The sequence below is a fragment of the Streptomyces sp. NPDC058373 genome (assembly GCF_042723275.1).
In the GTDB taxonomy this organism is placed as follows: domain Bacteria; phylum Actinomycetota; class Actinomycetes; order Streptomycetales; family Streptomycetaceae; genus Streptomyces.
In genome coordinates this window covers 90,513-115,290 of the sequence record NZ_JBHXJE010000013.1, presented here as the reverse complement: position 1 = coordinate 115,290, position 24,778 = coordinate 90,513, and the positions used below count along the sequence as shown (strand labels likewise).

At 73.3% G+C, this 24,778-nt stretch carries 22 protein-coding genes, 1 tRNA gene and 1 pseudogene; 9 read left to right on the top strand and 15 right to left on the bottom strand.

Features of this window, described 5'->3' with window-relative positions; genetic code table 11:
* Window positions 1-95: 95 nt before the first annotated feature.
* The 7 genes and pseudogenes from ACFWMZ_RS11330 to ACFWMZ_RS11300 all read left to right on the top strand — a co-directional run.
* Window positions 96-743 carry an ABC transporter permease gene (locus ACFWMZ_RS11330; protein ID WP_383200943.1) on the top strand — a complete coding sequence of 216 codons (648 nt, stop codon included), beginning with the start codon at window positions 96-98 and terminating at the stop codon, window positions 741-743.
* Window positions 736-2,055 carry a betaine/proline/choline family ABC transporter ATP-binding protein gene (locus ACFWMZ_RS11325; RefSeq protein ID WP_383200940.1) on the top strand — a complete coding sequence of 440 codons (1,320 nt, stop codon included), beginning with the start codon at window positions 736-738 and terminating at the stop codon, window positions 2,053-2,055. The genes ACFWMZ_RS11330 and ACFWMZ_RS11325 overlap by 8 nt, the downstream gene beginning before the upstream one ends.
* Window positions 2,052-2,915, top strand: a complete 864-nt coding sequence (locus ACFWMZ_RS11320) for an ABC transporter permease (RefSeq protein ID WP_383200937.1) — start codon at window positions 2,052-2,054, stop codon at window positions 2,913-2,915. Before ACFWMZ_RS11325 ends, ACFWMZ_RS11320 begins: the two co-directional genes overlap by 4 nt.
* Window positions 2,912-3,895 (top strand): glycine betaine ABC transporter substrate-binding protein, encoded by a 984-nt coding sequence (locus ACFWMZ_RS11315; protein ID WP_383200935.1) that lies wholly within the window; start codon window positions 2,912-2,914, stop codon window positions 3,893-3,895. Before ACFWMZ_RS11320 ends, ACFWMZ_RS11315 begins: the two co-directional genes overlap by 4 nt.
* A gap of 113 nt (window positions 3,896-4,008) precedes the next feature.
* Entirely contained in the window at window positions 4,009-4,677 is a 669-nt protein-coding gene (locus ACFWMZ_RS11310; protein ID WP_383200932.1) for an ArsR/SmtB family transcription factor, read from the top strand.
* A complete protein-coding gene (locus ACFWMZ_RS11305) occupies window positions 4,674-4,862 on the top strand; it encodes a hypothetical protein (protein ID WP_383173419.1) in 189 nt (62 codons plus the stop codon). The genes ACFWMZ_RS11310 and ACFWMZ_RS11305 overlap by 4 nt, the downstream gene beginning before the upstream one ends.
* Window positions 4,859-5,100: pseudogene (locus ACFWMZ_RS11300) on the top strand (MFS transporter); the annotation flags it as partial. The gene ACFWMZ_RS11305 and the pseudogene ACFWMZ_RS11300, both read left to right, overlap by 4 nt.
* Window positions 5,101-5,111: 11 nt before the next feature.
* On the opposite strand, the gene ACFWMZ_RS11295 reads toward ACFWMZ_RS11300, so the two are convergent.
* The 4 genes from ACFWMZ_RS11295 to ACFWMZ_RS11280 all read right to left on the bottom strand — a co-directional run bounded on the left by ACFWMZ_RS11295 (window position 5,112) and on the right by ACFWMZ_RS11280 (window position 8,367).
* On the bottom strand, window positions 5,112-5,759 hold the full coding sequence (locus ACFWMZ_RS11295; RefSeq protein WP_383200929.1) for a class I SAM-dependent methyltransferase: 648 nt from the start codon (window positions 5,757-5,759) through the stop codon (window positions 5,112-5,114).
* A gap of 144 nt (window positions 5,760-5,903) precedes the next feature.
* On the bottom strand, window positions 5,904-6,701 hold the full coding sequence (locus tag ACFWMZ_RS11290; protein ID WP_383200926.1) for a S16 family serine protease: 798 nt from the start codon (window positions 6,699-6,701) through the stop codon (window positions 5,904-5,906).
* 101 nt (window positions 6,702-6,802) lie between these two features.
* On the bottom strand, window positions 6,803-7,444 hold the full coding sequence (locus tag ACFWMZ_RS11285) for an IclR family transcriptional regulator (RefSeq protein WP_383173427.1): 642 nt from the start codon (window positions 7,442-7,444) through the stop codon (window positions 6,803-6,805).
* Between the two features lie 371 nt (window positions 7,445-7,815).
* Window positions 7,816-8,367 carry a TetR/AcrR family transcriptional regulator gene (locus ACFWMZ_RS11280; RefSeq protein WP_383173430.1) on the bottom strand — a complete coding sequence of 184 codons (552 nt, stop codon included), beginning with the start codon at window positions 8,365-8,367 and terminating at the stop codon, window positions 7,816-7,818.
* A gap of 92 nt (window positions 8,368-8,459) precedes the next feature.
* Here ACFWMZ_RS11280 and ACFWMZ_RS11275 point away from each other — a divergent pair, with 92 nt between their 5' ends.
* Window positions 8,460-9,509 carry a zinc-binding dehydrogenase gene (locus ACFWMZ_RS11275; RefSeq protein ID WP_383173435.1) on the top strand — a complete coding sequence of 350 codons (1,050 nt, stop codon included), beginning with the start codon at window positions 8,460-8,462 and terminating at the stop codon, window positions 9,507-9,509.
* Between the two features lie 6 nt (window positions 9,510-9,515).
* Here ACFWMZ_RS11275 and ACFWMZ_RS11270 read toward each other — a convergent pair whose 3' ends face one another.
* Window positions 9,516-10,031 carry a DinB family protein gene (locus tag ACFWMZ_RS11270; protein WP_383200924.1) on the bottom strand — a complete coding sequence of 172 codons (516 nt, stop codon included), beginning with the start codon at window positions 10,029-10,031 and terminating at the stop codon, window positions 9,516-9,518.
* Between the two features lie 271 nt (window positions 10,032-10,302).
* On the bottom strand, window positions 10,303-12,084 hold the full coding sequence (locus ACFWMZ_RS11265; protein WP_383200922.1) for a DEAD/DEAH box helicase: 1,782 nt from the start codon (window positions 12,082-12,084) through the stop codon (window positions 10,303-10,305).
* A 284-nt stretch (window positions 12,085-12,368) separates the two neighbouring features.
* On the opposite strand from ACFWMZ_RS11265, the gene ACFWMZ_RS11260 reads away from it, so the two are divergent.
* A tRNA-Cys gene (locus ACFWMZ_RS11260) sits at window positions 12,369-12,440 on the top strand.
* 129 nt (window positions 12,441-12,569) lie between these two features.
* Here the strand turns inward: ACFWMZ_RS11260 and ACFWMZ_RS11255 are convergent.
* From ACFWMZ_RS11255 to ACFWMZ_RS11215, 9 genes are all read right to left on the bottom strand, one after another.
* A complete protein-coding gene (locus ACFWMZ_RS11255) occupies window positions 12,570-14,876 on the bottom strand; it encodes a xanthine dehydrogenase family protein molybdopterin-binding subunit (protein ID WP_383173447.1) in 2,307 nt (768 codons plus the stop codon).
* Window positions 14,873-16,855 (bottom strand): 2Fe-2S iron-sulfur cluster-binding protein, encoded by a 1,983-nt coding sequence (locus ACFWMZ_RS11250; RefSeq protein WP_383200919.1) that lies wholly within the window; start codon window positions 16,853-16,855, stop codon window positions 14,873-14,875. The genes ACFWMZ_RS11255 and ACFWMZ_RS11250 overlap by 4 nt, the downstream gene beginning before the upstream one ends.
* Window positions 16,852-17,748, bottom strand: a complete 897-nt coding sequence (locus tag ACFWMZ_RS11245; RefSeq protein WP_383200916.1) for an FAD binding domain-containing protein — start codon at window positions 17,746-17,748, stop codon at window positions 16,852-16,854. Before ACFWMZ_RS11245 ends, ACFWMZ_RS11250 begins: the two co-directional genes overlap by 4 nt.
* Before the next feature lie 304 nt (window positions 17,749-18,052).
* Entirely contained in the window at window positions 18,053-19,699 is a 1,647-nt protein-coding gene (locus ACFWMZ_RS11240; protein WP_383200913.1) for a beta-N-acetylhexosaminidase, read from the bottom strand.
* A 1-nt stretch (window position 19,700) separates the two neighbouring features.
* On the bottom strand, window positions 19,701-20,534 hold the full coding sequence (locus ACFWMZ_RS11235) for a carbohydrate ABC transporter permease (RefSeq protein WP_383200910.1): 834 nt from the start codon (window positions 20,532-20,534) through the stop codon (window positions 19,701-19,703).
* Entirely contained in the window at window positions 20,531-21,487 is a 957-nt protein-coding gene (locus ACFWMZ_RS11230) for a carbohydrate ABC transporter permease (RefSeq protein WP_383200907.1), read from the bottom strand. The genes ACFWMZ_RS11235 and ACFWMZ_RS11230 overlap by 4 nt, the downstream gene beginning before the upstream one ends.
* Before the next feature lie 31 nt (window positions 21,488-21,518).
* The gene (locus tag ACFWMZ_RS11225) at window positions 21,519-22,823 is read right to left on the bottom strand and encodes an extracellular solute-binding protein (RefSeq protein ID WP_383200904.1); all 1,305 of its coding nucleotides are present in this window, start codon (window positions 22,821-22,823) and stop codon (window positions 21,519-21,521) included.
* A gap of 722 nt (window positions 22,824-23,545) precedes the next feature.
* Window positions 23,546-23,839 carry a DUF3039 domain-containing protein gene (locus ACFWMZ_RS11220; protein ID WP_383173468.1) on the bottom strand — a complete coding sequence of 98 codons (294 nt, stop codon included), beginning with the start codon at window positions 23,837-23,839 and terminating at the stop codon, window positions 23,546-23,548.
* A 62-nt stretch (window positions 23,840-23,901) separates the two neighbouring features.
* A complete protein-coding gene (locus tag ACFWMZ_RS11215) occupies window positions 23,902-24,474 on the bottom strand; it encodes a YqgE/AlgH family protein (protein WP_383173471.1) in 573 nt (190 codons plus the stop codon).
* Between the last annotated feature and the right edge of the window lie 304 nt (window positions 24,475-24,778).

Here is a 24,778-nt window from a genome sequence, read left to right as displayed (position 1 = left end):
CGCACACAGCCGACCGGGCGCGCAGCGCCCCAGGAGCTCCGGGAGCCAAAGGGGCGCCCCGGCGGCGAGCGAAGCTCCAAGAAGAGAGGCGCCTGGTGAATCTCTGGGAGTACCTCGGCAACCGCCATCAGCAGTTGCTCGCCGACGCCTATCAGCACGCCAGCGCCGTCTTCCAGTGCATGGTGGTGGCCACCGTGATCGGCGTGCTGATCGGCGTCGTCACGTACCGCAGCGGGTGGGCGGGGAACCTGGCGACGCTGACCACCTCGTCCATCCTGACCATCCCGTCGCTGGCCATGATCGGTCTGCTGATCCCGCTGGTGGGGTTCGGGGTGGCGCCGACGGTGATCGCGCTGACGCTGTACGGGCTGCTGCCGATCGTGCGGAACGCGATCGTGGGGCTGCGCGGGGTCGACGCGACGCTGGTGGACGCGGCGACGGGGATCGGGATGTCGCGGTGGGCGCGGCTGCTGCGGGTGGAGCTTCCGCTGGCGTGGCCGCCGATCCTCACCGGTATCCGGGTCTCCACGCAGATGCTGATGGGGATCGCGGCCATCGCCGCCTTCGCCTCGGGCCCGGGCCTGGGCAACGAGATCTTCCGCGGTATCTCCTCCCTGGGCAGCGCCAACGCGCTGAACCAGGTCCTGGCGGGGACGCTCGCCGTGATCGTGCTGGCCCTGCTGTTCGACGCGGCGTACGTGCTCATCGGCCGCCTGACGATTCCGAGGGGTATCCGTGCCTGAGTCGCCCGCACCGCCCGACTCCCCCGACTCCCCCGGCTCGGCCCCGGCGGGCGCGACGCTCGCCGAGGCGGCGCCCGGCGGCGGGGCGGCCTCGGGTGCCTCGATCGAGCTGGAGCACCTGACCAAGCGGTACCCGGGCACGTCCGTCCCGGCAGTGGACGACGTGAGCCTGGAGATCAAGGCGGGCGAGACGGTGGTCTTCGTCGGCCCGTCGGGCGGCGGCAAGACGACCCTGCTGAAGATGATCAACCGGCTGATCGAGCCGACCAGCGGCCGCATCCGGATCGGCGGCGAGGACGTCACCGACATGGACCCGGTCAAGCTCCGCCGCAAGATCGGGTACGCCATCCAGTCCTCGGGGCTGTTCCCACACATGACGGTGGCGCAGAACATCGCCCTGGTGCCGAGGATGATCGGCTGGCCGAAGGGCCGGACCAAGGCGCGCGTCGAGGAGATGCTCGACCTGGTGGGGCTGGACGCCGCCGAGTTCCGGGGCCGCTATCCGCGCCAGCTCTCCGGCGGCCAGCAGCAGCGGGTCGGGGTGGCGCGGGCGCTGGCCGCCGATCCGCCCGTGCTGCTGATGGACGAGCCGTTCGGCGCGGTCGACCCGATCACCCGGGACCACCTCCAGGACGAGCTGATCCGGCTCCAGCACGAGCTGCACAAGACGATCGTCTTCGTCACCCACGACTTCGACGAGGCGATCAAGATCGGCGACCGGATCGTGGTGCTCCGCGACCGCTCCCAGATCGCCCAGTTCGACACGCCGGAGGCGATCCTCACCAACCCGGCGGACGACTTCGTCTCCGGTTTCGTCGGCGCGGGCGCGGCCCTGAAGCGGCTCAACCTGACCCGGGTCCGCGACGTGGAGATCCGCGACTGGCCGACGGTGGGCGTGGACGATCCGCTGCAGAACATTTTCGAGTCGCTGCGCTCGGGCCGTACCAACGAGCTGCTGATGCTGGACCGGCGGGGCCGCCCGTACAAGTGGCTCAGGCGCGGCGACCTGATGCGCGCCAAGGGGTCGCTGGCGGCGGCGGGCACGCTGGTGCACGACACGGTGACCCGGGACGCGACGCTGCGGGACGCCCTGGAGGCGGTCCTCACCGACAACGCGGGCCGGGTCGCGGTGACCGGGCGGCGCGGCGAGTACACCGGGGTGGTCGACATGGCGACCCTGATGAACTCGGTCCACGAGATGCTGGAGGAGGACCGGCTCGACGCGATGGAGCACCAGCAGGAGCTGGCCGACCAGCGCGCCGGGCAGGAGCGCGGGGAGCCGGGGGCGGGCGGCGGGGAGGCGGGCGCATGAGCGGTCCCGCGCCCCGCGAACCGGGTACGCACGAGACGCACGGCCACGTCTACCGCGACGTCGGCGAGGCCGACCACGACGACCGGCCCGCCCCCGGGCCTCCCGCCCCGAGGAAGCCGGCCCGCCGGGTGAGCTGGCAGAAGCTGACCTTCCTGCCGGTCTTCCTGCTGCTGGTGCTGCTCGCGACCTGGCTGTGGTTCCAGGGCGCCGACCTGGACGCCATCTCCGAGAACGCGCTGGGCGGCGGCAACGTCTGGCTGCGGCTGCGCCAGCACATCCAGCTCACCGTCATCTCGACCTTCTTCGTGCTGATCATCGCGATCCCGCTGGGCATCCTGCTGACCCGCCCGCGCCTGCGCCGGACCGCGCCGATCGCCACCGCCCTCGCCAACATCGGCCAGGCCACCCCGGCCATCGGTCTGCTGGCCCTCTTCGTCATCTGGCTGGGCATCGGCGAGCGCCCGGCCCTGTTCGGCATCATCATCTACGCCGTGCTGCCGGTCCTCTCCAACACGGTGGCGGGCCTGAAGGCCAACGACCCGACGCTGCTGGAGGCGGCGCGCGGCATCGGCATGTCCCCGCGCGGCGTCCTGCTCAAGGTCGAACTGCCGCTCGCCGTCCCGCTGATCCTGGCCGGGGTGCGCACGGCGCTGGTCCTCAACGTCGGCACGGCCACCCTGGCGACCTTCGGCGGGGGCGGCGGCCTCGGCGACCTCATCACCACCGGCATCACCAACCAGCGCATGCCGGTCCTGGTCCTCGGCTCGCTCCTGACCGTGGCGCTGGCCCTGCTCGTCGACTGGCTGGCCTCGCTGGCCGAACTGCTGCTGCGTCCGCGCGGCCTGGAGGTGGGCACGTGATCCGGGGACGCGCGGTACGGGGGCGGGCCGCGGCGGCGCTGCTGCTCTGCGGAACGCTGCTGGCCGGGTGCGGCCTGAAGAGCGGCAGCCCGATGGTGGACAACGTCCAGCCCGGCATCGTCGGCAAGGGGCGCCCGCTGGAGGGGGCGCAGCTCACCGTCACCTCGAAGGAGTTCACCGAGCAGCTGGTCCTCGGCGCCATCATGGGCATCGCCTTCCAGGCGGCCGGCGCCTCGGTCCTGGACCGCACCGGCATCCAGGGGTCGATCGGCGCCCGCGAGGCGGTCAGGTCGGGCGACGCGGACGCCATGTACGAGTACACCGGCACCTCCTGGATCACCTACCTCGGCAACAGTGAGCCGATCGTCGACCCGCACGAGCAGTGGGTGGCGGTCCGCGACGCGGACCGGGCCAACGGCATCACCTGGCTGGCCCCGGCCCGCCTCAACAACACGTACGCGCTGGCGGTGAACCCGGCGACGGAGAAGAAGTACGGCATCAAGAACCTCTCCCAGGTCGCCGAGTTGGCGAAGCGGGACCCGGGCGCGGTGACGCTCTGCGTGGAGAGCGAGTTCGCCTCGCGCCAGGACGGGCTGCCGGGCATGCAGAAGAAGTACGGGATGAACATTCCCGCCTCCAACATCCGCAAGATGGACGGCGGCATCGTCTACACCGAGCTGTCCAGCGGGCGTTCCTGCACCTTCGGCGAGGTGTACACCACCGACGGCCGCATCAAAGCGCTGGACCTGACGGTCCTGGACGACGACAAGAAGTTCTTCCCCAACTACAACGTCGCCCCCGAGATCAACACCGCGGCCCTGAAGAAGTACCCGGCCATCCCCGAGGTGCTGGCCCCCGTCACGGCCAAGCTCGACAACGCCATCGCCCAGGAACTGAACTCCAAGGTGGCGGTCGAGGGGCAGGACCCGCACACGGTGGCGCTGGAGTGGATGCTCTCGGAGGGGTTCGTCAAGGGCTGAGGCGGGCGGCGCACTCGCGGGAATGCGCCCGTCCACTTGCAAAGGTTCCCTTGCAAAGGGTTCCGTGCAAAGAATCGCTTGCAAAGCAGTCTTTGCAACCTTACGTTGCCGGCATGCCTCCTCCCTCCGCCGAAGAGCCCGACGACGGACCCCCTCCCCCCGCCGCCCCGGCCCACCAGGTCCGCACTCTCGACCCTCGCTCCCTGCGTGGCATCGCCCACCCGCTCCGGCTGAAGATCTTCCGGGCGCTCCGGGCGGGCGGCCCCGCGACCGCCTCCCAACTCGCCGCGCTGCTCCACGAATCGAGCGGGGCCACCAGCTACCACCTGCGTCAGCTCGCCACCTACGGCTTCGTGGAGGACGCGCCCGAACTCGGCAGGGGCCGGGAGCGGTGGTGGCGGTCGACCGTGGAGGGCATCCGCATGGTCCCCGGCAACCTCGACCTCGCCGACCCGGTCCAGCGGGGCGCCATGGACACCCTCCTGCACGAGATCGCCGACAACCACACCGAGGAAGTGTCGACCTGGATCGGCACCCGCCACGAGTGGCCTGCCACGTGGCAGGAGGCATACGACCTGAGCGACTTCACCTTCTCCCTGACCCCGGCGCAGGCCGAGGAACTCCGCAGCCGTACACAGGAGTTGCTGGAGTCCTTCCGCTCCTACGCCGCACAGAACGCGGATGCCGCTGACGCCACGGCCTACCGCGTCCACCTGCACGCCTTCCCCCGCGCGTCCACCGGCCGCGCGGAACACCCGGATCCCCCGGAGGCCCAGTCATGACCCCGCACCCGGACGTCCACCTCCTCCTCCACGCCCAGGCCGTACGCGCGCTCCCCGCCGGCCCGGCCCCGGAACCGGCCCCCTGTGACGCGCACGCCTCCCCGCGCGCCCGCCTCGGCTGGGCCCTGGTCACCGTCGGCCTGCGCCTCGCGATGCCCCCAACCGCCCGCCCGGCCCTGCGGTGACCGCCGACGCCCCCACGCCCCCACGCGACCGCCGCCCCCTCGCCCTCACCCTCGCCGCCAACACCGTCTTCTCACCGGCAACGCCCGCACCCTGATCGGCGCCCCCCGGTTCGCCCTCCAGACCACCGGCTCGGCCACCCGGGCCGGGGTCGTCGCCCTCTGCGCGACGCTGCCGGTCGTCACCTCCGCCCTCTTCGGCGGCCCGCTGATCGACCGGATCGGCCGGCGGCGGGTCAGCGCCCCCTACACCTAGCCCTTCCGGACGAGCAGATGGATCTCCTGGAACTGGCGCCGGTCGGCGGGCTGCGGCTCGCGCACCATCCGGGCCACCTCGTCCAGCCCGCGTTCCCGCAGCATCGCCGCGAGATGGTCAGGCCACCAGCGGTAGGCGGGTGCGACCGCGTGGTCGAAGACCTGCGTCGGGTGAAAGGCGTCCTCGCTTCCCCAGAACCCGAGCAGGAGGTGGCCGCCGGACGTCAGTACGCGCTGGAACTCGGCGAGTACGGCCGGGAGTTCGGACGGTGGCGTGTGGATGACGGACCACCGCGAGAGGATGCCGCCCAGCGCGCCGTCGGCGATCTCCAGTGCGGCCATCGAGCCCACGTCGAACCGCAGCGCCGGGTAAGCGGCGCGGGCCAGCTCGATCATCGCGGGAGAGGCGTCGACTCCGGACGCGGTCAGCCCCGACTCCGCGAGGTGAGCGGTGACATGGCCGGGCCCACAGCCCAGGTCCGCGACCGGCCCGTCCCCGCCCGCGCGCACCGCCTCGGCGAAGGCCGCCAGCATCGCGCGGTCCAAGGGGCTGTTCCGCAGGGTGTCGCGGAACAGCTCGGCGTAAGCGGGGGCGACGGCGTCGTAGGCGTCGCGGGTGGCGGTGAGGGCGTCGTGGTCGGTCACGGGCGCGACAGTAGTCGCCGCCTCCGACAGTGCGCCGGGGCGGCGCCCGGCCTGGGGCGATGGCCGCAGGGACGGGAAAGTCCTTCCCATGCTCCACTTCGTGGGCGTGGCGGCCGCTGAGTGCTCGCCGTCAGCGCGACGGCGTCAGCAGGAGGGGACCTTGCCCCCGTGCTCCAGCGCCAGCAGCGAGTCGACGGCGCCGTCCAAGGTGGTGACCGGGATCAGCCGCATGCCCGAGGGCAGCTCCGCCCGCGCGTCCCCGCACTCGGCCTTCGGGACGAGGAAGACGGTCGCGCCGTCCCGGTCGGCGGCGCGGGTCTTCAGCGACACCCCGCCGACCGCGCCGACCTTCCCGTCGGCGGTGATGGTGCCGGTGCCCGCGATGCTCCGGCCCCCGGTCAGGTCGCCACCGCTGCCGTCGCCGTCCAGCTTGTCGATGATGCCGAGCGAGAAGAGCAGTCCGGCGCTGGGCCCGCCCACGTCGGCGAGCTCCAGCTTCACGTCGACACTGCCCGGCTCCAGACCGAGCTGCTTCAGCGCCGCCTCGACGGCGACGTTCTGCGACTCGACCATCTGCTCCCGGTTGTACTGCTGGATCTCCTTCGGGGTGTCCCCGCTCGGGTAGACCGCGTCCACCGGCATCACCGCCTGGTCGGAGCGGAACCAGCCGTCGACCACCTGCCCGATCCGCACCGGCGTCTGCGGCCCGGTCGCCTCGATCGTCGTCATCCGCAGCTCACCGGAGGTCTTGCGGACCTGCTCGCCCTTGATCGTGACGACCTCGGCCCCGTCGCGGGCGCCGAGCACGTCGGCGGTCATCCCCGGCTGGGCCACGGCGAACGGCAGCGGCGCGAGGGCGGTCACGGCCAGCAGCGCCACCACGGGCGCGGCGCAGATCGCGAGGGCACGGGGGCGCGGAAGTGCGGCGAGCTTGGAGAACACGCGCCCCAATCTATCCGCCCCCGCGCGGGGGCGGGCAGGGGCACCACCGGGCACCCCCTACCGCCGTCGCCTGCGCGTCCACGCCCACGGCCGCCCGCGCCTCAGCGCAACGCGTCCGCGACCTCCCGCGCGGCGTCCACCACGCGCGGGCCGACCCGCTCGGGTACGGCGTCGGAGAGCATGACCACGCCGACGCTGCCCTCTATCCCGGTCAGCCCGATGAGAGGGGCGGCGGCGCCGCACGCCCCGGCCTCCAACTCGCCCTGTGTCAGGGTGTATCCGGGGTCGGGCAGGGCGTTCTGGCGGACGGCGAGTATGGCCCGGCCCGCCGCGCCCCGGTCGAGGGCGTGCCGGAAGCCGGTGCGGTAGGCGACGTGGTAGTCGGTCCAGGTCGGCTCGACCACGGCGACCGCCAGCGCCTCGGCGCCGTCGACCAGCGTCAGGTGGGCGGTCGCCCCGATGTCCTCGGCCAGCGACCGCAGGGCGGGCAGCGCCGCCTCACGCACCAGCGGATGCACCTGGCGGCCGAGCCGCAGCACCCCGAGCCCGACCCGGGCCCGTCCACCCAAGTCGCGGCGGACCAGGGCGTGTTGTTCGAGGGTGGCCAGCAGGCGGTAGACCACCGTGCGGTTGACCCCGAGCTTGTTGGACAGCTCGGTCACGGTCAGGCCGTGGTCGGTGTCGGCGAGCAGCTTGAGGACTCTGAGTCCCCGGTCGAGCGTCTGAGAAGTCTCCGCGGTCACGACGCCCACTCCTTAGTGGTGAGGGTGCGGCAGTGGTGAGGGTGCGGCGGCATCCTGGGTGAGCGGCGGCGCCGGTCCCAGCGGCGACGCGCGTCAGAGGCCGCCGAGCGCATGGCACCGGCTGCGCTCCGCGGCGACGCTGCCACGGGGCGTGTACGTTGCCGGGAATGTAGCGAGCGGTCCCGCTCAGCGGAAGGGTCCGTCCAGAATCCGGGCGATCACCGGGGGGTGCGCCCCGGTTTGCCCTCGGTGTCCCGCACGGCAGCGGCGGAGGGTGCCCGTTCGGGCGGGCGCCCCGCCAGGGGGCGTCTTCGAAGTCCTGTGCGGCGTGCCGGGCCCCATGGGCGCCGTGCGGGACTTGAGGGCATCCCCTAGCGGATGTCCGCCTCCACCAGGGCGCGCGCCAGGTCGGCGCTGACCGCGAGGGTGCCGAGTGAGAGGGGCCGCAGGGCGACGGCGCCCTCGTGGAGCACGAGGAGCTGGGTGGCGAGGGTGGCCGGGTGGGCGCGGTCCGCGGCGGCGGCGAGTTCCTCGAAGAGGTGCAGCAGCCAGCGCTTCTGGTCCGCGGCGATGCGGTGCGCGGGGTGCGAGGGGTCCGGGAGTTCGGCCAGCGCGTTGATGAAGGCGCAGCCGCGGGCGCTGGCCCCGAGCCAGCTCCGCAGCGCGTCGAAGGGGGCGGTGACGGCGGCGACAGGGTCGTCTCCGGCCGCCTCGACGGCGGCCCGGACGAGGGAGCGCCAGCGCTGGTCGCGTGCGGTGAGGTAGGCCGCCAGGAGGTGGTCCTTCGACCCGAACTGGTTGTACAGGGTCCGCTTGGTGACGCCTGAGTGCTCCGCGATCAGGTCCACGCCGACCGCGGTGATGCCGCGCTCGTAGAACAGTTCCTCGGCGGCGGCCAGGATGCGGCGGCCTGCCGGTGTCATGGGCCGCGCTTCCGGCACGGGGCACCTCTTCACTGGTCGGTGTACGGTGGATGGCGTTCACCGATCAGTATACCTGCGAGGAGGTTCACGCCATGGGTGTCACCCGGACCATGCGAGCAGTGCGCATCACCGGACACGGAGGACCGGAGGTCCTGGAGCGGACGGAGGTAGCCGTTCCCGTGCCGCGAGCGGGAGAGGTGCTGGTCAAGGTCGGCGCGGTAGCGCTGAACAACACCGACCTGTGGACCCGGGAGGGCGCCTACGGCCGCCCGGGCTCCCCCGAGACGCGGTCGGGCTGGCGCGGCCCGCTCGACTTCCCCCGCATCCAGGGGGCCGACGTCGCCGGCCGGATCGCGGCGGTCGGGGCCGGCGTCGAGGAGGGCCTGGTCGGACGCCGCGTGGTCGTCGACCCTGCGATCTACGACGCCGACGGGCCGGACGCCAACCCGGTGGGCCTGATGGGGAGCGAGCGCGACGGCGGGTACGCCGAGTACGTGACGGCGCCGGTGGAACGCGCCCACGACGTGACGGAGTCCCCGCTCACCGACGACCAGCTCGCCGCGTTGCCGACCGCGTACGGCACGGCGCTGGGCATGATCGAGCGAGGCCGCCTGCGGAAGGGGGAGACCGCCCTGGTCTCGGGCGCCTCCGGCGGCGTCGGCCTCGCCCTGGTGCAGATCGCCCGGGCGCGCGGGGCGCGGGTGGTCGCCATCAGCAGCGGCTCCAAGACCGACGCGGTACGGGAAGCGGGCGCCCACGAGGTCGTCGACCGGGCGGGCGACCTCCCCGAGCAGCTCCGCGCTGCCGCCCCGGAGGGCGTCGACGTCGCCCTCGACGTGGTCGCCGGCGACCTGCTGAGCGAGGGGCTGCCGCTCCTGCGCGAGGGGGGCCGCTGGGTCGTCGCCGGGGCTCTGGGCGGATACGGCATCACCTTCGACGTACGCCGCCTCTACCTGCACAACGCGCAGGTGATCGGCTCCGCGATGCACACGCCCGCCCACTTCGGCCTGCTCATGGAGCTGGCCCGCCGGGCCGAGATCCAGCCGGTCATCGCAGCCGCATACCCCTTGGAGGAGGCCACCCGGGCGCAGGAGGAGCTCTCCCGCCGGGGGCACGTGGGAAAGATCGTCCTGCACCCCTGACGTGTCTCAGGCCCCGGTGCGCCCGTCCACCAGCTCCCGCACCACGTCCAGGTGCCCGTTGTGCCGCGAGGTCTCCTCGACGAGATGGAGCAGGACCCACCGCAGGTCGACGTGGCGGCCGTCGCGGATGGGCCGCTTCGCGGTCGCGTCGAGGCCGAGGCCGGCGACGATCCGCCGGTACCGGGCGCTCTGCTCCTCGTACTCGGCGAGCAGCTGCGGCAGCGGGGTGTCCACCGCCGTCCGCATCTCGGGGTCGGGGTCCTCCTCGGTCGCGTGGACCAGCGGTCCCGACGGCTCCTGGCCGAGGAAGACCTCCTCCACCCAGTAGTGCTCGACCCACCGCAGGTGGTTGATCAGCCCGCTGAGCGTCATCAGGGGCGAGCCGGGAAGCGGCGCCTTCACCGCGTCCTCCGCGGAGACGCCTTCGCACTTGGCGTGCGCCGTGGCACGGGCGTAGTCGAGGAAGGTGGTGAGCTGGGTACGTTCGTCCCAGGCGGCCGGGGTGTCCGTTCGTCGCGTCATCGCGAGGAGTCTGGCATACGGGCAGACGCGCGGCGAACCGTTAATCTCACCGGTACGACCGGGCCCTCAACCCGAATCCCCCGACGCCTGAGGCCGAGCCAGGCACAACCAGCCCGGCCGGCGCTTGAGGCCATCAGTGACCGCCACCGCCAAACGCAGCCCAGCCGAAAACAGCCCGGCCGGCGCTTGAGGCCACCCCACCGCAACGCCCGCCAGGGCCGAGCCGAAAAGCCAGCCCCAGCCAGGGGCCGACCCCAGCCGGGGGGCAAGGTCAGCCCCGCGTAGCCCACTCCCGCACCTTGTCGATCCGCTGCCGAATCTGCCCAGCAGTGGCCTCCGCGCTGGGCGGCCCCCCACAGGCCCGCCGCAACTCGTTGTGGATGACCCCGTGCGGCTTCCCGGTCTGGTGGACATACGCCCCGACCAGGGTGTTGAGCTGCTTGCGAAGCTCCAGCAACTCCTTGTGGGAGACGACGGGCCGCCGCTCCGCGGGGAGTTCGAGCAGATCCGCCTCGCTGTCCGGCTTCTTCCGGCTGTGCGCGATCTGCCGGGCCTGCCGCTTCTGCAGGAGGAGCTGCACCTGGTCGGGTTCGAGGAGCCCGGGGATCCCGAGGTAGTCCTGCTCCTCCTCGCTCCCGGGGTGGGCCTGCATCCCGAACTCGGCCCCGTCGAAGAGGACCCGGTCGAAGACGGCCTCGGACTCCAGGGCCTCGAAGGAGAACTGCTCCTGCTCCCCGGTGTCCTCGTCCTGCTCCTTGTTGGCCTCGTCCATCTCTTTCTCGGACTCGGCGTACGGGTCGTCCTCGCCGTCCTTCTTCGGCTTGTCGAGGACGTGGTCGCGCTCGACCTCCATCTCGTTGGCGAAGCCGAGCAGGTTGGGGACGGTCGGCAGGAAGACCGAGGCGGTCTCGCCGCGCCGCCGGGAGCGGACGAAGCGCCCGACGGCCTGGGCGAAGAAGAGCGGGGTGGAGATGGTGGTGGCGTAGACACCGACCGCCAGGCGCGGCACGTCGACGCCTTCGGAGACCATGCGGACGGCGACCATCCACCGGTCCTCGCTCCGGCTGAAGTCGTCGATGCGCTGGGAGGCGCCGGTGTCGTCGGAGAGGACCAGGGTCGCCTTGGACCCGGTGATCTCGCGGATCAGCTTGGCGTAGGCGCGCGCCGAGTCCTGGTCGCTGGCGATGACCAGGGCCCCGGCGTCGGGGATGGCCTTGCGGACCTCGGTGAGCCGCTGGTCGGCGGCGCGCAGCACGTTGGGCATCCAGTCGCCGCGCGGGTCGAGCGCGGTGCGCCAGGCCTGCGAGACGGCGTCCTTGGTCATCGGCTCGCCGAGCCGGGCCGCGATCTCGTCGCCCGCCTTGGTGCGCCACCGCATCTGCCCGCTGTAGCTGAGGAAGATCACGGGGCGGACGACGCCGTCGCCCAGCGCGCTGCCGTAGCCGTACGTGTAGTCGGCGGCGGAGCGGCGGATGCCGTCGTTCCCCTCCTCGTAGGTGACGAAGGGGATGGGGTTGGTGTCGGAGCGGAACGGGGTGCCGGTGAGGGCGAGGCGGCGGGTGGCCGGCTCGAACGCCTCCAGGCAGGCCTCGCCCCACGACTTCGAGTCACCGGCGTGGTGGATCTCGTCGAGGATGACGAGGGTCTTGCGCTGTTCGGAGCGGTTGCGGTGCAGCATCGGCCGCACGCCCACACCCGCGTAGGTGACGGCGACGCCGTGGTACTCCTTGCTGAGCGGCCCGGCGCTGTAGTCGGGGTCCAGCTTGATGCCTATCCGGGCGGCGGCCTCGGCCCACTGCTTCTTCAGGTGCTCGGTCGGAGCGACCACCGTGACCTGCTGCACGACGTGGTGGTGGAGCATCCACGAGGCCAGGGTGAGCGCGAAGGTGGTCTTCCCGGCGCCCGGGGTGGCGACCGCGAGGAAGTCGCGGGGCTGCTCCTGGACGTACTTGTCCATCGCGGCCTGCTGCCAGGCCCGCAGCTTTCCGGCGGTGCCCCAGGGGGCCCGTCCGGGGAAGGCGGGTGAGAGGTGATGGGAGGCGGAAGTAGTCACGGTCTCCGATTCGGTGCTCTCGGCTCGGGCCGGGTCGCGCCCCGGCCCACGTACGACAACCGGGCCACCCTACCCGTGCGCGGCCCCTCCCCCGTCCGCCGAGCCGGGAGTGCCGGGCGATGCGACGGGGGTCACAGCGGTACGGGCCCGGGAGCGCCCGGCGCCCGGTTGTGTCGGCGGTGTGGCAGTCGCGTTGCGTGGCCGGCCGATCGCTTGAGGCGCCGGTCCCGGCGGCCCTAACGTCGTGAGTGCGCCGGGGAGATCCCCCAGACTTCCCCGGTCACGACCGTGTGCCCGAGAGGCTCAGGGACTCGTCTGCAAAGCGGGGAACGCGGGTTCGAATCCCGCCACGGTCTCGGTCCCAGCCGCCACGGTGCCGGCCCCGCCCCAGGAGAAGGTGGCGGGGCCGTCGCCATGTCCGGGGGCTGACGGGCGCCGGGCGCGCACGGGGGCGTACCGGCACCCGGCCGTGCCCCCGCGCGCCCTCAGCTCTGCTGCGCCACCGCCGCCTGCGGGCGGATCGGCAGGCGGTTGACCGGGCGGCCGGAGGCGGCGCGGACGGCGGAGGCGACGGCGGCCGGGGCGGTGACGACCGGCGCGGCGCTGGCCGCCTTGGCGCCGAAGGGGGCGACCACGTCGCGCTCCTCGACCAGGCGGACGATCCGCAGGTCCGGGGCGTCCAGGGCGGTCGGCAGGGCGTAGCCGGTGAGGTCGGGGTGGCGCAGGACGCCCTGGGGGGCGCGCAGGTTCTCGGTGAGGGCGGCGCCCACGCCCTGGGTGAGCCCGGCCTCGATACGGGCGGTGAGCTGGGCCGGGTTGAGGACCCGGCCGACGTCCTGGGCGACGGCCAGCTCGACCACGCGGACCGAGCCGATCTCCACGTCGACGTCGACGACGGCGCGCACCGCGCAGAAGACGAGGCCGACGAAGGCGTCGCCCTGCCCGGCACCGTCCAGCGGCTCGGTGGGGTGCGGGCGGCACTGGGCGGTGGCCCAGAGCTCCTTGCCGTCCATCGCCTCGGTGACGGTGGTGGAGAGCACCCCGTCGTAGGAGGTGATCTTGCCGTCGGTGATCTGGAGGAGTTCGGTGGACATGCCGAACTGGTGGGCCAGCGGCTGGAGCAGCTGGGTGCGGACCATCTTCGCGGCGCGCTCGACCGCTCCGGCGGAGACCCAGGTGTGGCGGCTGTGGCAGGAGGGCCCGGCGGGCGGCTGGTCGGTGTCGACGGGGGCGACGGCCACCTCGTCGATGCCCAGGGTCTCCTGGACGATCTGCCGGGCCAGCGTGGTGAAGCCCTGCCCGGTCTCGACGGCGGCGCAGATGACGGTGGCCCGGCCGTCCTGGACGCGGACGGTCGCGGTGGAGACCTCGTCGGCGCCCTCGGCCCCGAGCATGTGGACCATGCCCAGGCCGTAGCCGACGCCGCGCCGCACGGCGCCGGGCTCGCCCGCGCCCTCGGGGCCGCCGGGCAGCAGCCACTCCTCCTCGGGGGTGTCCTTGGGGAGCGCGGGCAGCGGGAAGTCCTGGACGGCCTGGAGGAGTTCGGCGACCGGCGCCGGGCAGGTCACGGTCTGGCCGGTGGGCAGCACGTCCCCGGTGGCGAGGACGTTGCGCAGCCGCACCTCGGCCGGTTCCAGGCCCAGCTTCTTGGCGAGCTTGTCCATCTGCGCCTCGTACGCCGCGCAGACCTGGAGGGCGCCCTCGCCGCGGACGTGGCCGGCGGGCGGGTTGTTGGTGCGCACCGCCCAGCCGTCGATGGTGGCGTGCGGGACGACGTACGGGCCGCAGGCGAAGGCGACGGCGGCGGCCAGCGACTCGCGGGACGAGTCGGTGTAGGCGCCGCAGTCCATCAGGATCTGCGCCTCGACGCGGACCAGCCTGCCCTCGGCGTCGGCGTGGTGGCGGTAGCGGAGCAGCGTGGGATGGCGGTGGGCGTGGCCGAGGAAGGACTCCTCGCGGGTGGCGGCCAGCTTGACCGGGCAGCCGGTGCGCATCGCGAGGAGTCCGAGCGGCAGCAGGAAGCCGGGGTCCTCGCGGTCGGCGGTGGCGCCGGGGACGCCGGTGACCACGACCTTGACGCGCTCGGGTTCGAGGCCGTAGACGGCGGCGGCCCGGTCGCGGTCGGCGTGCGGGTCGGTGGAGGCCGCGTACAGCTCGACGCCGCCGTCCGGGCGCGGTACGGCGAGGCCCGCCTCGGCGCCGACGGGGGCGGGGTCCTGGCGACCGATGCGGTAGACGCCCTCGACGACGGTCTCGCCGGTGGCCTCCTGGTCGCCGTGGCGGAGCGGGATGTGGCGGACGACGTTGCCGTCGGGGTGGAGCGGTTCGGCGGTGAAGGCTTCCTCGGGGTCGGTCTGCGCCTCCAGCACCTCGTACTCGACGAGGATCGCGGCGGCGGCCATCCGGGCCGTGTCGGGGTGGTCGGCGGCGACGGCGGCGAGGGGTTCGCCGTGGTGGCGGACGACGTCGGAGGCGAAGACGGGCCGGTCGGCGCCGTAGCGGCCGTGCAGCTTGTCGCCGGGAACGTCCTCGTGGGTGACGACGGCGTGCACGCCGGGCATCCGGGCGGCCTGCCGGGTGTCGACGGACAGGACGCGGGCGTGCGCGTGCGGGGAGCGCAGCACGGCCGCCCAGAGCAGTCCCTCGGCCCACAGGTCGGCGGCGTAGGGGAAGGTGCCCTCGGTCTTGGCGCGGGCCTCGGCGAGCGGCAGCGAGACCCCCAGCCCGTGCGGCGGCGGCTCGGCCTCGGCGTCGGCCTGGGCGGGGATACCGGTGGCGGTGTCGTGGCTCACGCCTGGCCTCCGTCCGGGTGGTGGCCCTGGTGCGGGCCGGGTTCGTGCGGATCGGGCGGGCCCTGCTCGCCGTAGCCGTAGCCGTCCTGGCCGTGGTGCGGCGGGTACGGGCCGGGGGCGGTGCCGTACGAGGGCGGGGGCTGGGGCAGGCCGGCGTAACCGTCGGGGAGGGTGCCGTACGGGTGGCCGGGGGTCTCGCCGTCGGCGGGGCCCGCCTGGTGCGGGACGGTGACCTCGGCCCGCTCCTCGTCGGCGGGGGCGCCCTCGGCGTCCCGGGCCTCGGCGGCGCTCTCCTCGTCGGCCGCGGCGGCGGCCTCTGCGGAGGCCTCGCGTTCGCCGACGACGTCGCGGACGGCCTCGACGATGGAGCGGTAGCCGGAGCAGCGGCAGAGGTTGCCGGAGAGGGCCTGGCGGGCCTCCAGGTCGGTGGGGCGGGGGTTGCCCTCCAGCAGGTCGTGGATGGTCATCGCCATGCCGGGGATGCAGAACCCGCACTGGACGGCGCAGCGGCGGGCCAGCGCGCGCTGCACGTCGGAGGGTTCGCCGGGGGTGCCGTCCTCGGCGGCGCCGAGCCCCTCGACGGTGTGGATGTCGCTGCCCTCGGTGGTGGCGGCGGGAACCAGGCAGGAGGCGACGACGCGGCCGTCGACGCGGACCGCGCAGGCTCCGCACTCGCCCTGCGAGCAGCCGTCCTTGGCCCCGGCGAGGCCGAGCCGCTCGCGCAGCACGTGCAGCAGCGACTCGCCGATCCACGCCTCGGTGACGGGGCGGTCGATGCCGTTGACGTTGAGGGTGTAGGAGACGACCGGGCGTGCGTCGTGGAGGACGTCGGCCTCGGGGTCGGGGTCGGCGTCGGAGGCGGACCCGGGCCCGGCCGGGCCCGCTTCGGCGGACTCGTCGGACGCGGCCTCGCCAGCCCCCTCCTCGGGTTCCGCTTCAGCTTCCGGTACGGACTCGGCCTCAGTCTCGCCCGCCGATTCCGGGACCACTTCGGCGTCCGGGCCGGGTTCCGGGAGGGCTTCCGCTTCGGGCTGTTCCGCGGGCTCGGGGGCGGCCTCCTGAGCGGGCTCGGGAGCGACGTGCCCGGCCCCGGTCTCCGGCTCGGGTTCCGGCTCCGCGCGAGCGGCGTCCGGGCCGCTCGCCCACGGCGCGGGGGCGCCGCCGGGAAGCGTGGCCGGGGCCTGGCGCGTCGACGCCCCCGCCCAGCCGCCGGAGTGCGGCGCGGCGTGCGAGAGCGGGTACTCCCCCGAGTCCTCGGGCACGTCCTCCGGGGCGAGCGGCACCGACCACTGCCCGGTGCCGGACGCGGGCGGCGCGCTCTCGCCGAGGGCGGCGCCGAAGTCCCAGTGCCCGGTGGCGTCCTGGCCGGGCGCCTGCGAGCCCGGGCCCTGCTGCTGGCCCGGGATGCCCGGGCCGTCGTGCGGGTGCCCGGCGCGCTCGGCACCGACGAAGGCGTCGCCGAGGTTGGGCCGGGGGCCCTCGGCGCCGAGGCCGGGGTGGACGGTCAGGGGCTGCGTGTCGCCGAAGGCGTCGGTGGCGGTGAAGACGTCGGCGGGGGCCTGCGGGTAGCCGTCGGCACCGGGGACCTGTGCGCCGTCCGGGTAGACGTCGGCGACGACCTGGCCGGGCGCGGCCTCGGGCGCCCCCTGCGGCGGCAGCGTCCCGTACGGGTCGGGCCCCTGGCCGGGCACCTGGGCGTACGGGTCGGGCGCGGGGGCGCCGCCCCCGACGGCGCCGGGGATGGTCCACACACCGGTGGCGGCCGGGTCGGCCGGGCCGTTGGCGGGGGTGACGGTGATCGGGGGCACGTACCCCTGGCCGGGGGCGGCGAGGGGGATGTCGGCGATGCCCTCGGGGAGCTGGACGAAGGCGGTGGCCCCGTCGTCGTACTCCTCGCCGCCCTGGTGGGGGATGGCGCCCCAGCCCAGGGAGGTGCCGGGGGCCGCCCCGGTCCCCTCGCGCCGCTCGTCGTCGGTCATGACAGCGCTCTTCCCAGTGCTCGTCGGGCCAGCGCGGCGACGGTGCGCCGCAGGTGCAGTACGGCGACAGGCAGCTTCGGTGGCTCGCCGCCGTCGGCCGGGGGCTCCGGGTCCGGTACGCAGGCCGTGGCCACGTACGTCCCGAAGGCGGTGAGGGTCTCCTGCGGCAGGCCCCGCTCGCCGTCCCAGTCGATGAGGGAGGCGGCCCAGCGCTCCGCCTCCAGGGGCCGCAGCGGCATGGGGGCGATGGCGCCGATGGCGCACCGCACCTCGCGCCGGGCCGGGTCGACGACCAGGGCGACGGAGGCGGTGGCGCGGCCGGGGCCGGTGCGGCCGGTGGCCTTGAGGAAGACCTGCGGGGCGTGGAGCAGCGGGACGCGGACCCAGCCGATGAGTTCGCCGCCGCGCAGCATGTCCATGCCCGCCAGCAGGTGGGAGACGGCGACCTCGCGGCGGGCGCCGCCGGGCGAGGCCACGACGAGGGTGGCCTCCAGGGCGGCGAGGACGGGCAGGGTGTCGCCGGAGGGGGCGGCGGTGGCGATGTTGCCGCCGAGCGTCCCGGCGTTGCGGATCTGCGGCGGCCCGGCGGCCCTGGCGGCGGCGGCCAGCGCCGGGATGAGGGCGGCGAAGTCGGGGCGTCCCATGCGGGCGTGGGTGAGTCCGGCGCCGAGCAGGGCGTGTCCGTCGAGGTACTGCCAGCCGCGGATCTCGCGGACCCGGCTGAGGCCGACCAGGGCGGTGGGGCGCAGTTGGCCGGCGTTGACGGAGGTCATGAGGTCGGTGCCGCCGGCGACGGGGACGGCGGCGGGCGTGGCGGCGAGCGCGGCCACGGCCTCGTCCAGTGAGGCGGGCAGCGTCACCGACGCTGCCGCCTGCGGTGCGTGCGTGGTCAAACCGGCTGCCCCTTCCGTCACCCCGCCTGGTCCCGGCTGTTGCGCCGTACGGTACGTCCTCACAGGCGGGACGTGGCAACTCTGGCACATCTTGCCGTTGCCCCGGCGCGGGGGTCCGCTAGGACTCCTTTGCCCCTTCTGGCGGGCGTGCGTGGGGTATTGCCGGGTTTGCGCACGACGAGCGCGCGCCCTCCGAGCGGCGGACTCGGGGGCGCGCGCCGGGGGCGTGCGGTGGTAGGGGCAGAGCGCGGGCGAGCCGCGTGCGGCCGGACCGGTGCCCGGGCGGGCGCACCGCGGGCGGAGCTCAGCCCGGCTGCGGCGCTCCCTCGAAGGGGCGGCCCAGGACGCCGGGGCGGCGCTGCCAGGGGTGCGGGCCGGCCGGCGGGCGGTAGCCGACGCCGAGCGCGTCGAGGCGGCGGTAGTGCGTTTCCATGCGCCCGTCGAACTCGGCGAAGTCGCGGGCCTCGGGCGCGGGCAGCTCGGTCCAGGCGACCTCGGCGAGGGCGGCGAGGCGCGGGTAGAGCTGGTAGTCGACGCGGTCCTGGTTCTCCAGCACCTCGGTCCAGACGTTGGCCTGGACCCCGATGACATGGGCGGCCTCGGCCTCGGTCAGCTCGGGCGGGACGGGCTCGAAGCGGTAGACGTCCTCCAGGGTGCGGACGTAGCCGATCGGCACCGGCTCGTCGGGCCCGCCGCCCTCCCGGTAGTTCAGGTAGACCTGCTGCTCCGGGCACATGACGACGTCGTGGCCCGCACGGGCGGCGGCGATGCCTCCGGCGTAGCCGCGCCAGGAGGAGACGGTGGCGCCTTCGGCGAGGCCGCCCTCCAGGATCTCGTCCCAGCCGATGAGGCGCCGTCCGCGGGCGGCGAGCCAGGTGTCGAAGTGGCGGATGAACCAGGACTGGAGGCCGTCCTCGTCACCCACGCCGAGTTCGGCGATACGGGCCTGCGCGGCGGGCGACGCCTTCCATTCGTCCTTGAGGCATTCGTCGCCGCCGACGTGGACGAAGGGCGAGGGGAAGAGTTCCAGGACTTCCTCGAAGACCCCTTCGTAGAAACGCAGGGTGTCCTCGGTCGGCGCGAGGGAGTGCGGGTTGATGCCCCAGGTGTCCCAGACGCCGAGGCTCGCGGTGTCGGTGACGTCGGTGTTGCCGAGTTCCGGATAGGCGGCGATGGCGGCCTGGGAGTGGCCTGGGATCTCGATCTCGGGGACGACGGTGATGTGGCGTTCGGCGGCGTAGGCGACGATCTCGCGGATGTCGTCGTGGGTGTAGTAGCCGCCGTGCGGGGTGTCGTTCCACAACTCCGAGGCGCGGTGCCCCCATTTGCTGCGCGGCCGCCAGCCGCCGGTGCGCACGAGTTCGGGATGGCGGCGGATGTCGATGCGCCAGCCCTGGTCGTCGGTGAGGTGGAAGTGGAAGACGTTGAGTTTGTGCGCGGCGAGCAGGTCGAGCTGGCGCAGCACCCCGTCCTTCGGTGTGAAGTGCCGTGCCACGTCGAGCATCATGCCGCGCCAGGCGAACCGCGGGGCGTCCTCGATCCGCACGTGCGCGAGGCTCCAGGCGCGGCCGGGGTTGAGCGGGGCTCGCCGGAAGGCGTCGGGGCCGAGCAGTTGACGCAGTGTCTGCGCGCCCCAGAAGACGCCGGCCGCGTCGCCGCCCTCGATCTCCACGCCGTCCGCGGAGACGGTGAGCCGGTACGCCTCGGGACCGAGCCCGGCCGCCTCGCCGGAGATCCGCAGGTCGACGACGGGTCCGGGCCGCGTACCGCCGTCGGCGGCGGCCTCGGGCAGCGCCAGCCCGGTGGCGGCGCCGACGGTGGTACGCAGCCAGCGCGCGGCGGTGCCGGTGCCCGCGCCGGTGCGCAGGGCGGTCGTGTCGCCGAGGGTGAGGCGGGCCTCGGGGCTGTCCTCGGCGGTGTGGATGCGGGGTGCGGGGATGAGGTGATGCACGTCAGTCCTTGACCGCGCCGCCGAGCCCGGAGACCAGGCGGCGCTGAACGAGTACGAAGAAGACGAGGACCGGAACGGTCATGACGGTGGACGCGGCCATGATGCCGCCCCAGTCGTTCTCGTCCGGTTTGAAGAAGAGCAGCAGCGCCATCGGAAGAGTCGACTGGGAGGTGTCGCTGATGATGAAGGACTTGGCGAAGAGGAAGTCGTTCCAGGTGCTGATGAAGGAGAACACACTGGTCGCCACCAGCCCGGGGAAGACCAGCGGGAAAAGGATCTGCCAGAGAAAGCGGGTACGGCTGGCGCCGTCGATGAGCGCGGCCTCCTCCAGCGCCTCGGGAACGGCTTTCACAAAGCCCCGCAGCATCCAGATCGCGAACGGCAGCGAAAAGGCGAGATGCGGCAGGATCAGCGCGCCGAGGGTGTTGAGCAGCCCGAAGTCGCGCATCTGGAAGAAGAGCGGAATGGTGAGCGCCTCGACCGGCACCATCTGCGCCACCAGGAACATGATGAGCAGCGTGGTGCGGAACCGGAACTTGAACCGTGTGACGGCGGTCGCGGCGAGGAAGGCGATCAGCGCCGAGAGGACGACGACAGTTCCGGCGACGAAGAGGCTGTTGAGGAAGTAGCGCCCGAATTCCTCCTGCTGGAAGACGCGCCGGAACGAGTCGAGCGAGGGCGCCAGCGTCCAGGGCCGGGGGCTGTCCGACTGGACCTCCCCGGCCGGCTTGAAGGCCGAGAGCACCATCCAGTACAGCGGGAAGGCCACGACGGCGGCGGTCAGCAGCGCGAACGCCTCGGCGGCGAGCCGCCAGGGGCGGTGGACGAGCTTCACAGTTCTTCTCCCTGGCGTCGCATCAGCCGGAGGTACACGAGGGTGACGGCGAGCAGGATGAGCAGCATGACCACGCCGATGGCGGCGCCGAGGCTGTACTGGGAGGAGGCGAACGCCTTCTGGTACGCGTAGACGTTGAGGACGAGGTTCTGCCCGGCGATGCCGCCGCCGTCGGTCATCACGTAGATCTGGGTGAAGATCTTGAAGTCCCAGATGACCGACTGGATGGTGACGACCAGGAGGATCGGGCGGAGCATCGGGGCCAGCACCGAACGCCAGATCCGCCACTGCGAGGCGCCGTCCAGCGAGGCGGCCTCCAGCACCTCGGCGGGGACGGCGCGGATGCCCGCGTAGACGGTCACCATCACGAACGGGAAGGAGCACCAGACCACTTCGAGCAGGACCAGGGCGAAGGCGCTGTACCGGCCGTACGTCCAGGAGAAGTCACCGAGGCCGAGCAGCCGGTTGACCGGGCCGAAGTCGGCGTCGAAGAGGAACATCCAGACCGTGGAGCCGGTGATGGCCGGGGTCGCCCAGGCGCCGAGCGAGGCGACGAGCAGGGCCAGGCGCGGAAGGGCGCGGATGCGGGTCAGCAGGACGGCGAGGGCGCAGCCGACGAAGAGCGTGGAGAGCACGCAGAGGGCGGCGAAGACCACGGTGGCGCCGAGGACCTGCCAGAACTGCGGGTCGGCGAAGAGCTTCTGGTAGTTGCCGAGCCCCTGGAACGAGGTCGGTTCGCCGCCGCTGACCTGGGCCTGGGTGTACTCCAGGACGGATATCAGGCCGAGTTGGTAGACGGGGTAGATCAGCAGTCCGGCGAGGACGACCAGGGCGGGGGCGAGGTAGAGCCACGGGGTCCAGCCGGGGCGGCGGGAGCCGGCTCTGGGAGGCCGGGCGGCCCCGCCGCCCCTGGGGGCGGGCGGGGCGGCCGGGGTGGTGAGGGTCTGGGTCACGGTGGGGCCGTTCTTCCGGTGCGCGGGGGCGTCAGCCCGCGCTGGCGAAGGCGTCATCCATCTTCTTGGCCGCGTCGCGGGAGGCCGTGGCGACGTCCTTCCGGCCGCTGACGATCTCCTGGAACATGGTCGGCAGCACCATCGAGGAGTCGATCTGCGCCCAGGCCGGGGAGGCGGGCACGAAGGTGGCTCCGGCGTCGAGGGTCTGCACGAAGGGCTTGACGAAGGGCTCCTCGGCGGCGGCCTCGGCGCGGGTGTCGGTGAAGGTGGGCAGGAAGCCCATCGCGTCGAACAGCTCGCCCTGCGCCTTCTTCCCGGCCAGTTCCTTGACCAGGTCGACGGCGAGGGAGCGGCGTTCGGTGGACTTGAGGACGCCGAGGTTGTTGCCGCCCGCGAAGGCCGGGGCGATCTCGCCCTTCTCGGTGCCGGGCAGCGGGACGACCGCGTACTTCCCCTTGACCTTGCCGTCCTCCATCGCCTGGTGGCTGAAGTCGCCGCCGATGGCCATGCCGGCCTTCCCGGCCGCGAACGCCGTCACGGTGTCGTTGCCGCCCATCTGCGCGCACTTGGCGGCGGGGCAGTTGTCGTCGCCGAACAGGTCGGTGTAGGCGGCGATCCCGGCCTGCGAGTTCTTGTCGGCGAGGGCGGAGGTGTACGCGCCGTCCTTCTCCTCGGCGAGGCCGCCGCCGTGCGCCCAGAGGAAGGGCATGGCGCCGTAGGTGTACGCGCCGCCGACGGCGATGCCGTACAGCCCGGACTCGGCCTTGCGGAGCTTCTTCGCCGCCTCGGCGACCTCGTCCAGCGTCTTCGGCACCTCGATGGAGTGCTTCTCGAAGAGGTCGGTGCGGTAGTACAGGGCGCGGACGCCGACGAAGTAGGGGGCGCCGTACGTCTTGCCGTCGACGGTGACCGAGGCGCGGGCGGCCTCGTCGGTGTCGGCGGCCTCGTCCCAGGCCGTGAACTCCTTGGTGATGTCGGCGAGTCCGCCGTCCCGGACGTACCCGGCGGTGTCGGTGTTGCCGTACTCGATGACGTCGGGGGCGCTGCTCGGGTCGTTGAAGGCGGCCTTGATCTTCTCGGCCCGGGAGTCGACGGGGATGTACTGGACGTGCACCTTGCTGCCCTGGTGCGCCTTCTCGTAGGCCGCCACGGCCCGGTCGACCACCTTGGCCTTGGGCCCGTTGTTGACCTCCTGGAAGAGCCAGACCCTGAGGTCCCCGGTCTTCTCGTCCTTGCCGGAGGAGGTGTCGGAGGTCTGCGGGGCACAGGCGGTGGCGGTGAGTCCCGCCAGGACGAGGGCCGCGACGGGGGCGGCCAGGCGGGCGAGCAGCTTCATCCGAGGTCCCTACGTAGACGCGTTGCATTGTCTGCAACGCGTGTTTCGCACTGCACAACAGGCAGGAGCGTAGGGCGGCTCTCGCCGCCCGACAAGGGGGGACCGGGGGGTAGCCGGCGAGGTGGGCGACCAACTGGGCCGACACCCCCTCAACTCGCCCATTTCTCGCGGCAGTTGTCCCGCGTCACCCCTCTCGCTCCCCCTGCGGGGCACGTATGGGGCAGTCGCTGCTTACGACACCGAACCGGGCGAAACATCGCCCCCTCCCGACCGGGGGCGCCGGGTGGCCTCAATCGCCGACCGAGCTCAATGAGACGCGACTCCACTCCCAGGAGCCGGTCACAGACGGCCTCAAACGCCGGCCGGGCTGAAGATGCCCTGCCTCGCTCCGAACTCCGGGGGACCGGGGCACCCGTCACCTACGGCCTGCACTCGGGCGAACCGCCTGAGCCCCAACTCAAGCCCGGCCGGCGTTTGAGGCCACTCAGCCCGGCCGGCGCTTGAGGCCACCCCACCTCAGCCCGGCCGGCGTTTGAGGCCACCCCACCTCAGCCCGGCCGGCACTTGAGGCCAAACCCAGCCCGGCCGGCGCTTGAGGCCAACCCAGGGCCAAAAAAAGGGCCCCCGGCCGCATCCCCGGCCGGGGGCCCCAGCCCCGCGCGGGCAGAGCAAGAACACGTAAGGAAAGCGAAGAGGAGCCGGCCCCCAGCCGGGGGCGCCCCTTACTTCTTGTCCTTCCCCCCGCCATCCTTCCCCTTGTCCCCACCGGGCCCCATGGACTCGTAGATCTCCTTGCACATCGGACACACCGGATACTTCTTCGGGTCCCGCCCGGGAACCCAGACCTTGCCGCAGAGGGCGACCACGGGCGTGCCGTCCAGCGCGCTCGCCATGATCTTGTCCTTCTGGACGTAATGGGCGTAGCGCTCGTGGTCACCGTCGCCGCTGGAGGTCTGCGGCGTCGGCTCGACGAGGGTCCCCGTACCTGCCCCGCGCTCGGGCTCAAGAGTGCTCATGGAGTCCAAGGGTACCCAGCCCCGCCGCGTCCCCGGGGCGCCGCCCGCCGCGCCGCCGGGGGTCAGTTCAGCGAGGGGTCGTCCGGGTAGGTCGCGATCATCGCCAGCTCGCTGCGCTGGCGCCGCAGCACCGCCCGCCACAGCCCTTCGGGCCGGGGCGCGGAGATGTCCCCGGGCTCGGACTCCACGACGTACCAGGCCCCTTGGACCAGCTCCTCCTCCAGTTGCCCGGGCCCCCACCCGGCGTACCCGGCGAAGATCCGCAGCGAGCCGAGCGCGGCGGCGAGCAGTTCGGGCGGCGCCTCCAGGTCGACCAGACCGATCGCCCCGTGCACCGGCCGCCAGCCGAGCGGCGGTTCGGCGCAGCCGGGCCCGCCGGGGACGACGGCGACGCCGAGCGCGGAGTCGAGGGAGACGGGCCCGCCCTGGAAGACGACGCCGGGGTCGCCCGCCAGCTCGCCCCACCCCTCCAGGATGTCGCCGACGCCGACGGGGGTCGGCCGGTTGAGGACCACGCCGAGGGACCCCTCGGCGTCGTGGTCGAGGAGGAGCACCACCGCCCGGTCGAAGTGCGGATCGGCGAGTGCGGGGGTGGCCACGAGCAGTCGCCCTGTGAGCGAGGACACCTCGGTCATGTGCCACATGATCCCGCATGGGCGGTGCGCGCGGGGAGCGCTCCGCGCCATCGGTGGGTGCGCAGCTCAGGGCGCACGGAGGCGCGGCGGGCGCGCACACGCGCCGATGACCGTGCGCGACCGGTTCCGAACCCTCCGTGTTGTGGCGAATTCATGACGTCCCGGGGCGCCCTTCGCCCTTACTCAAGGGGGGTGGCGGGCCATTACGCTTGCGTGGTGCCGTGGCAGGCAGCGTCCGCCCGCCGAGGAGCGGTGCCCGGTGCGTGCTCTCGGCGTGCCGGCCGGAAGCCGGGTACGCGAACGG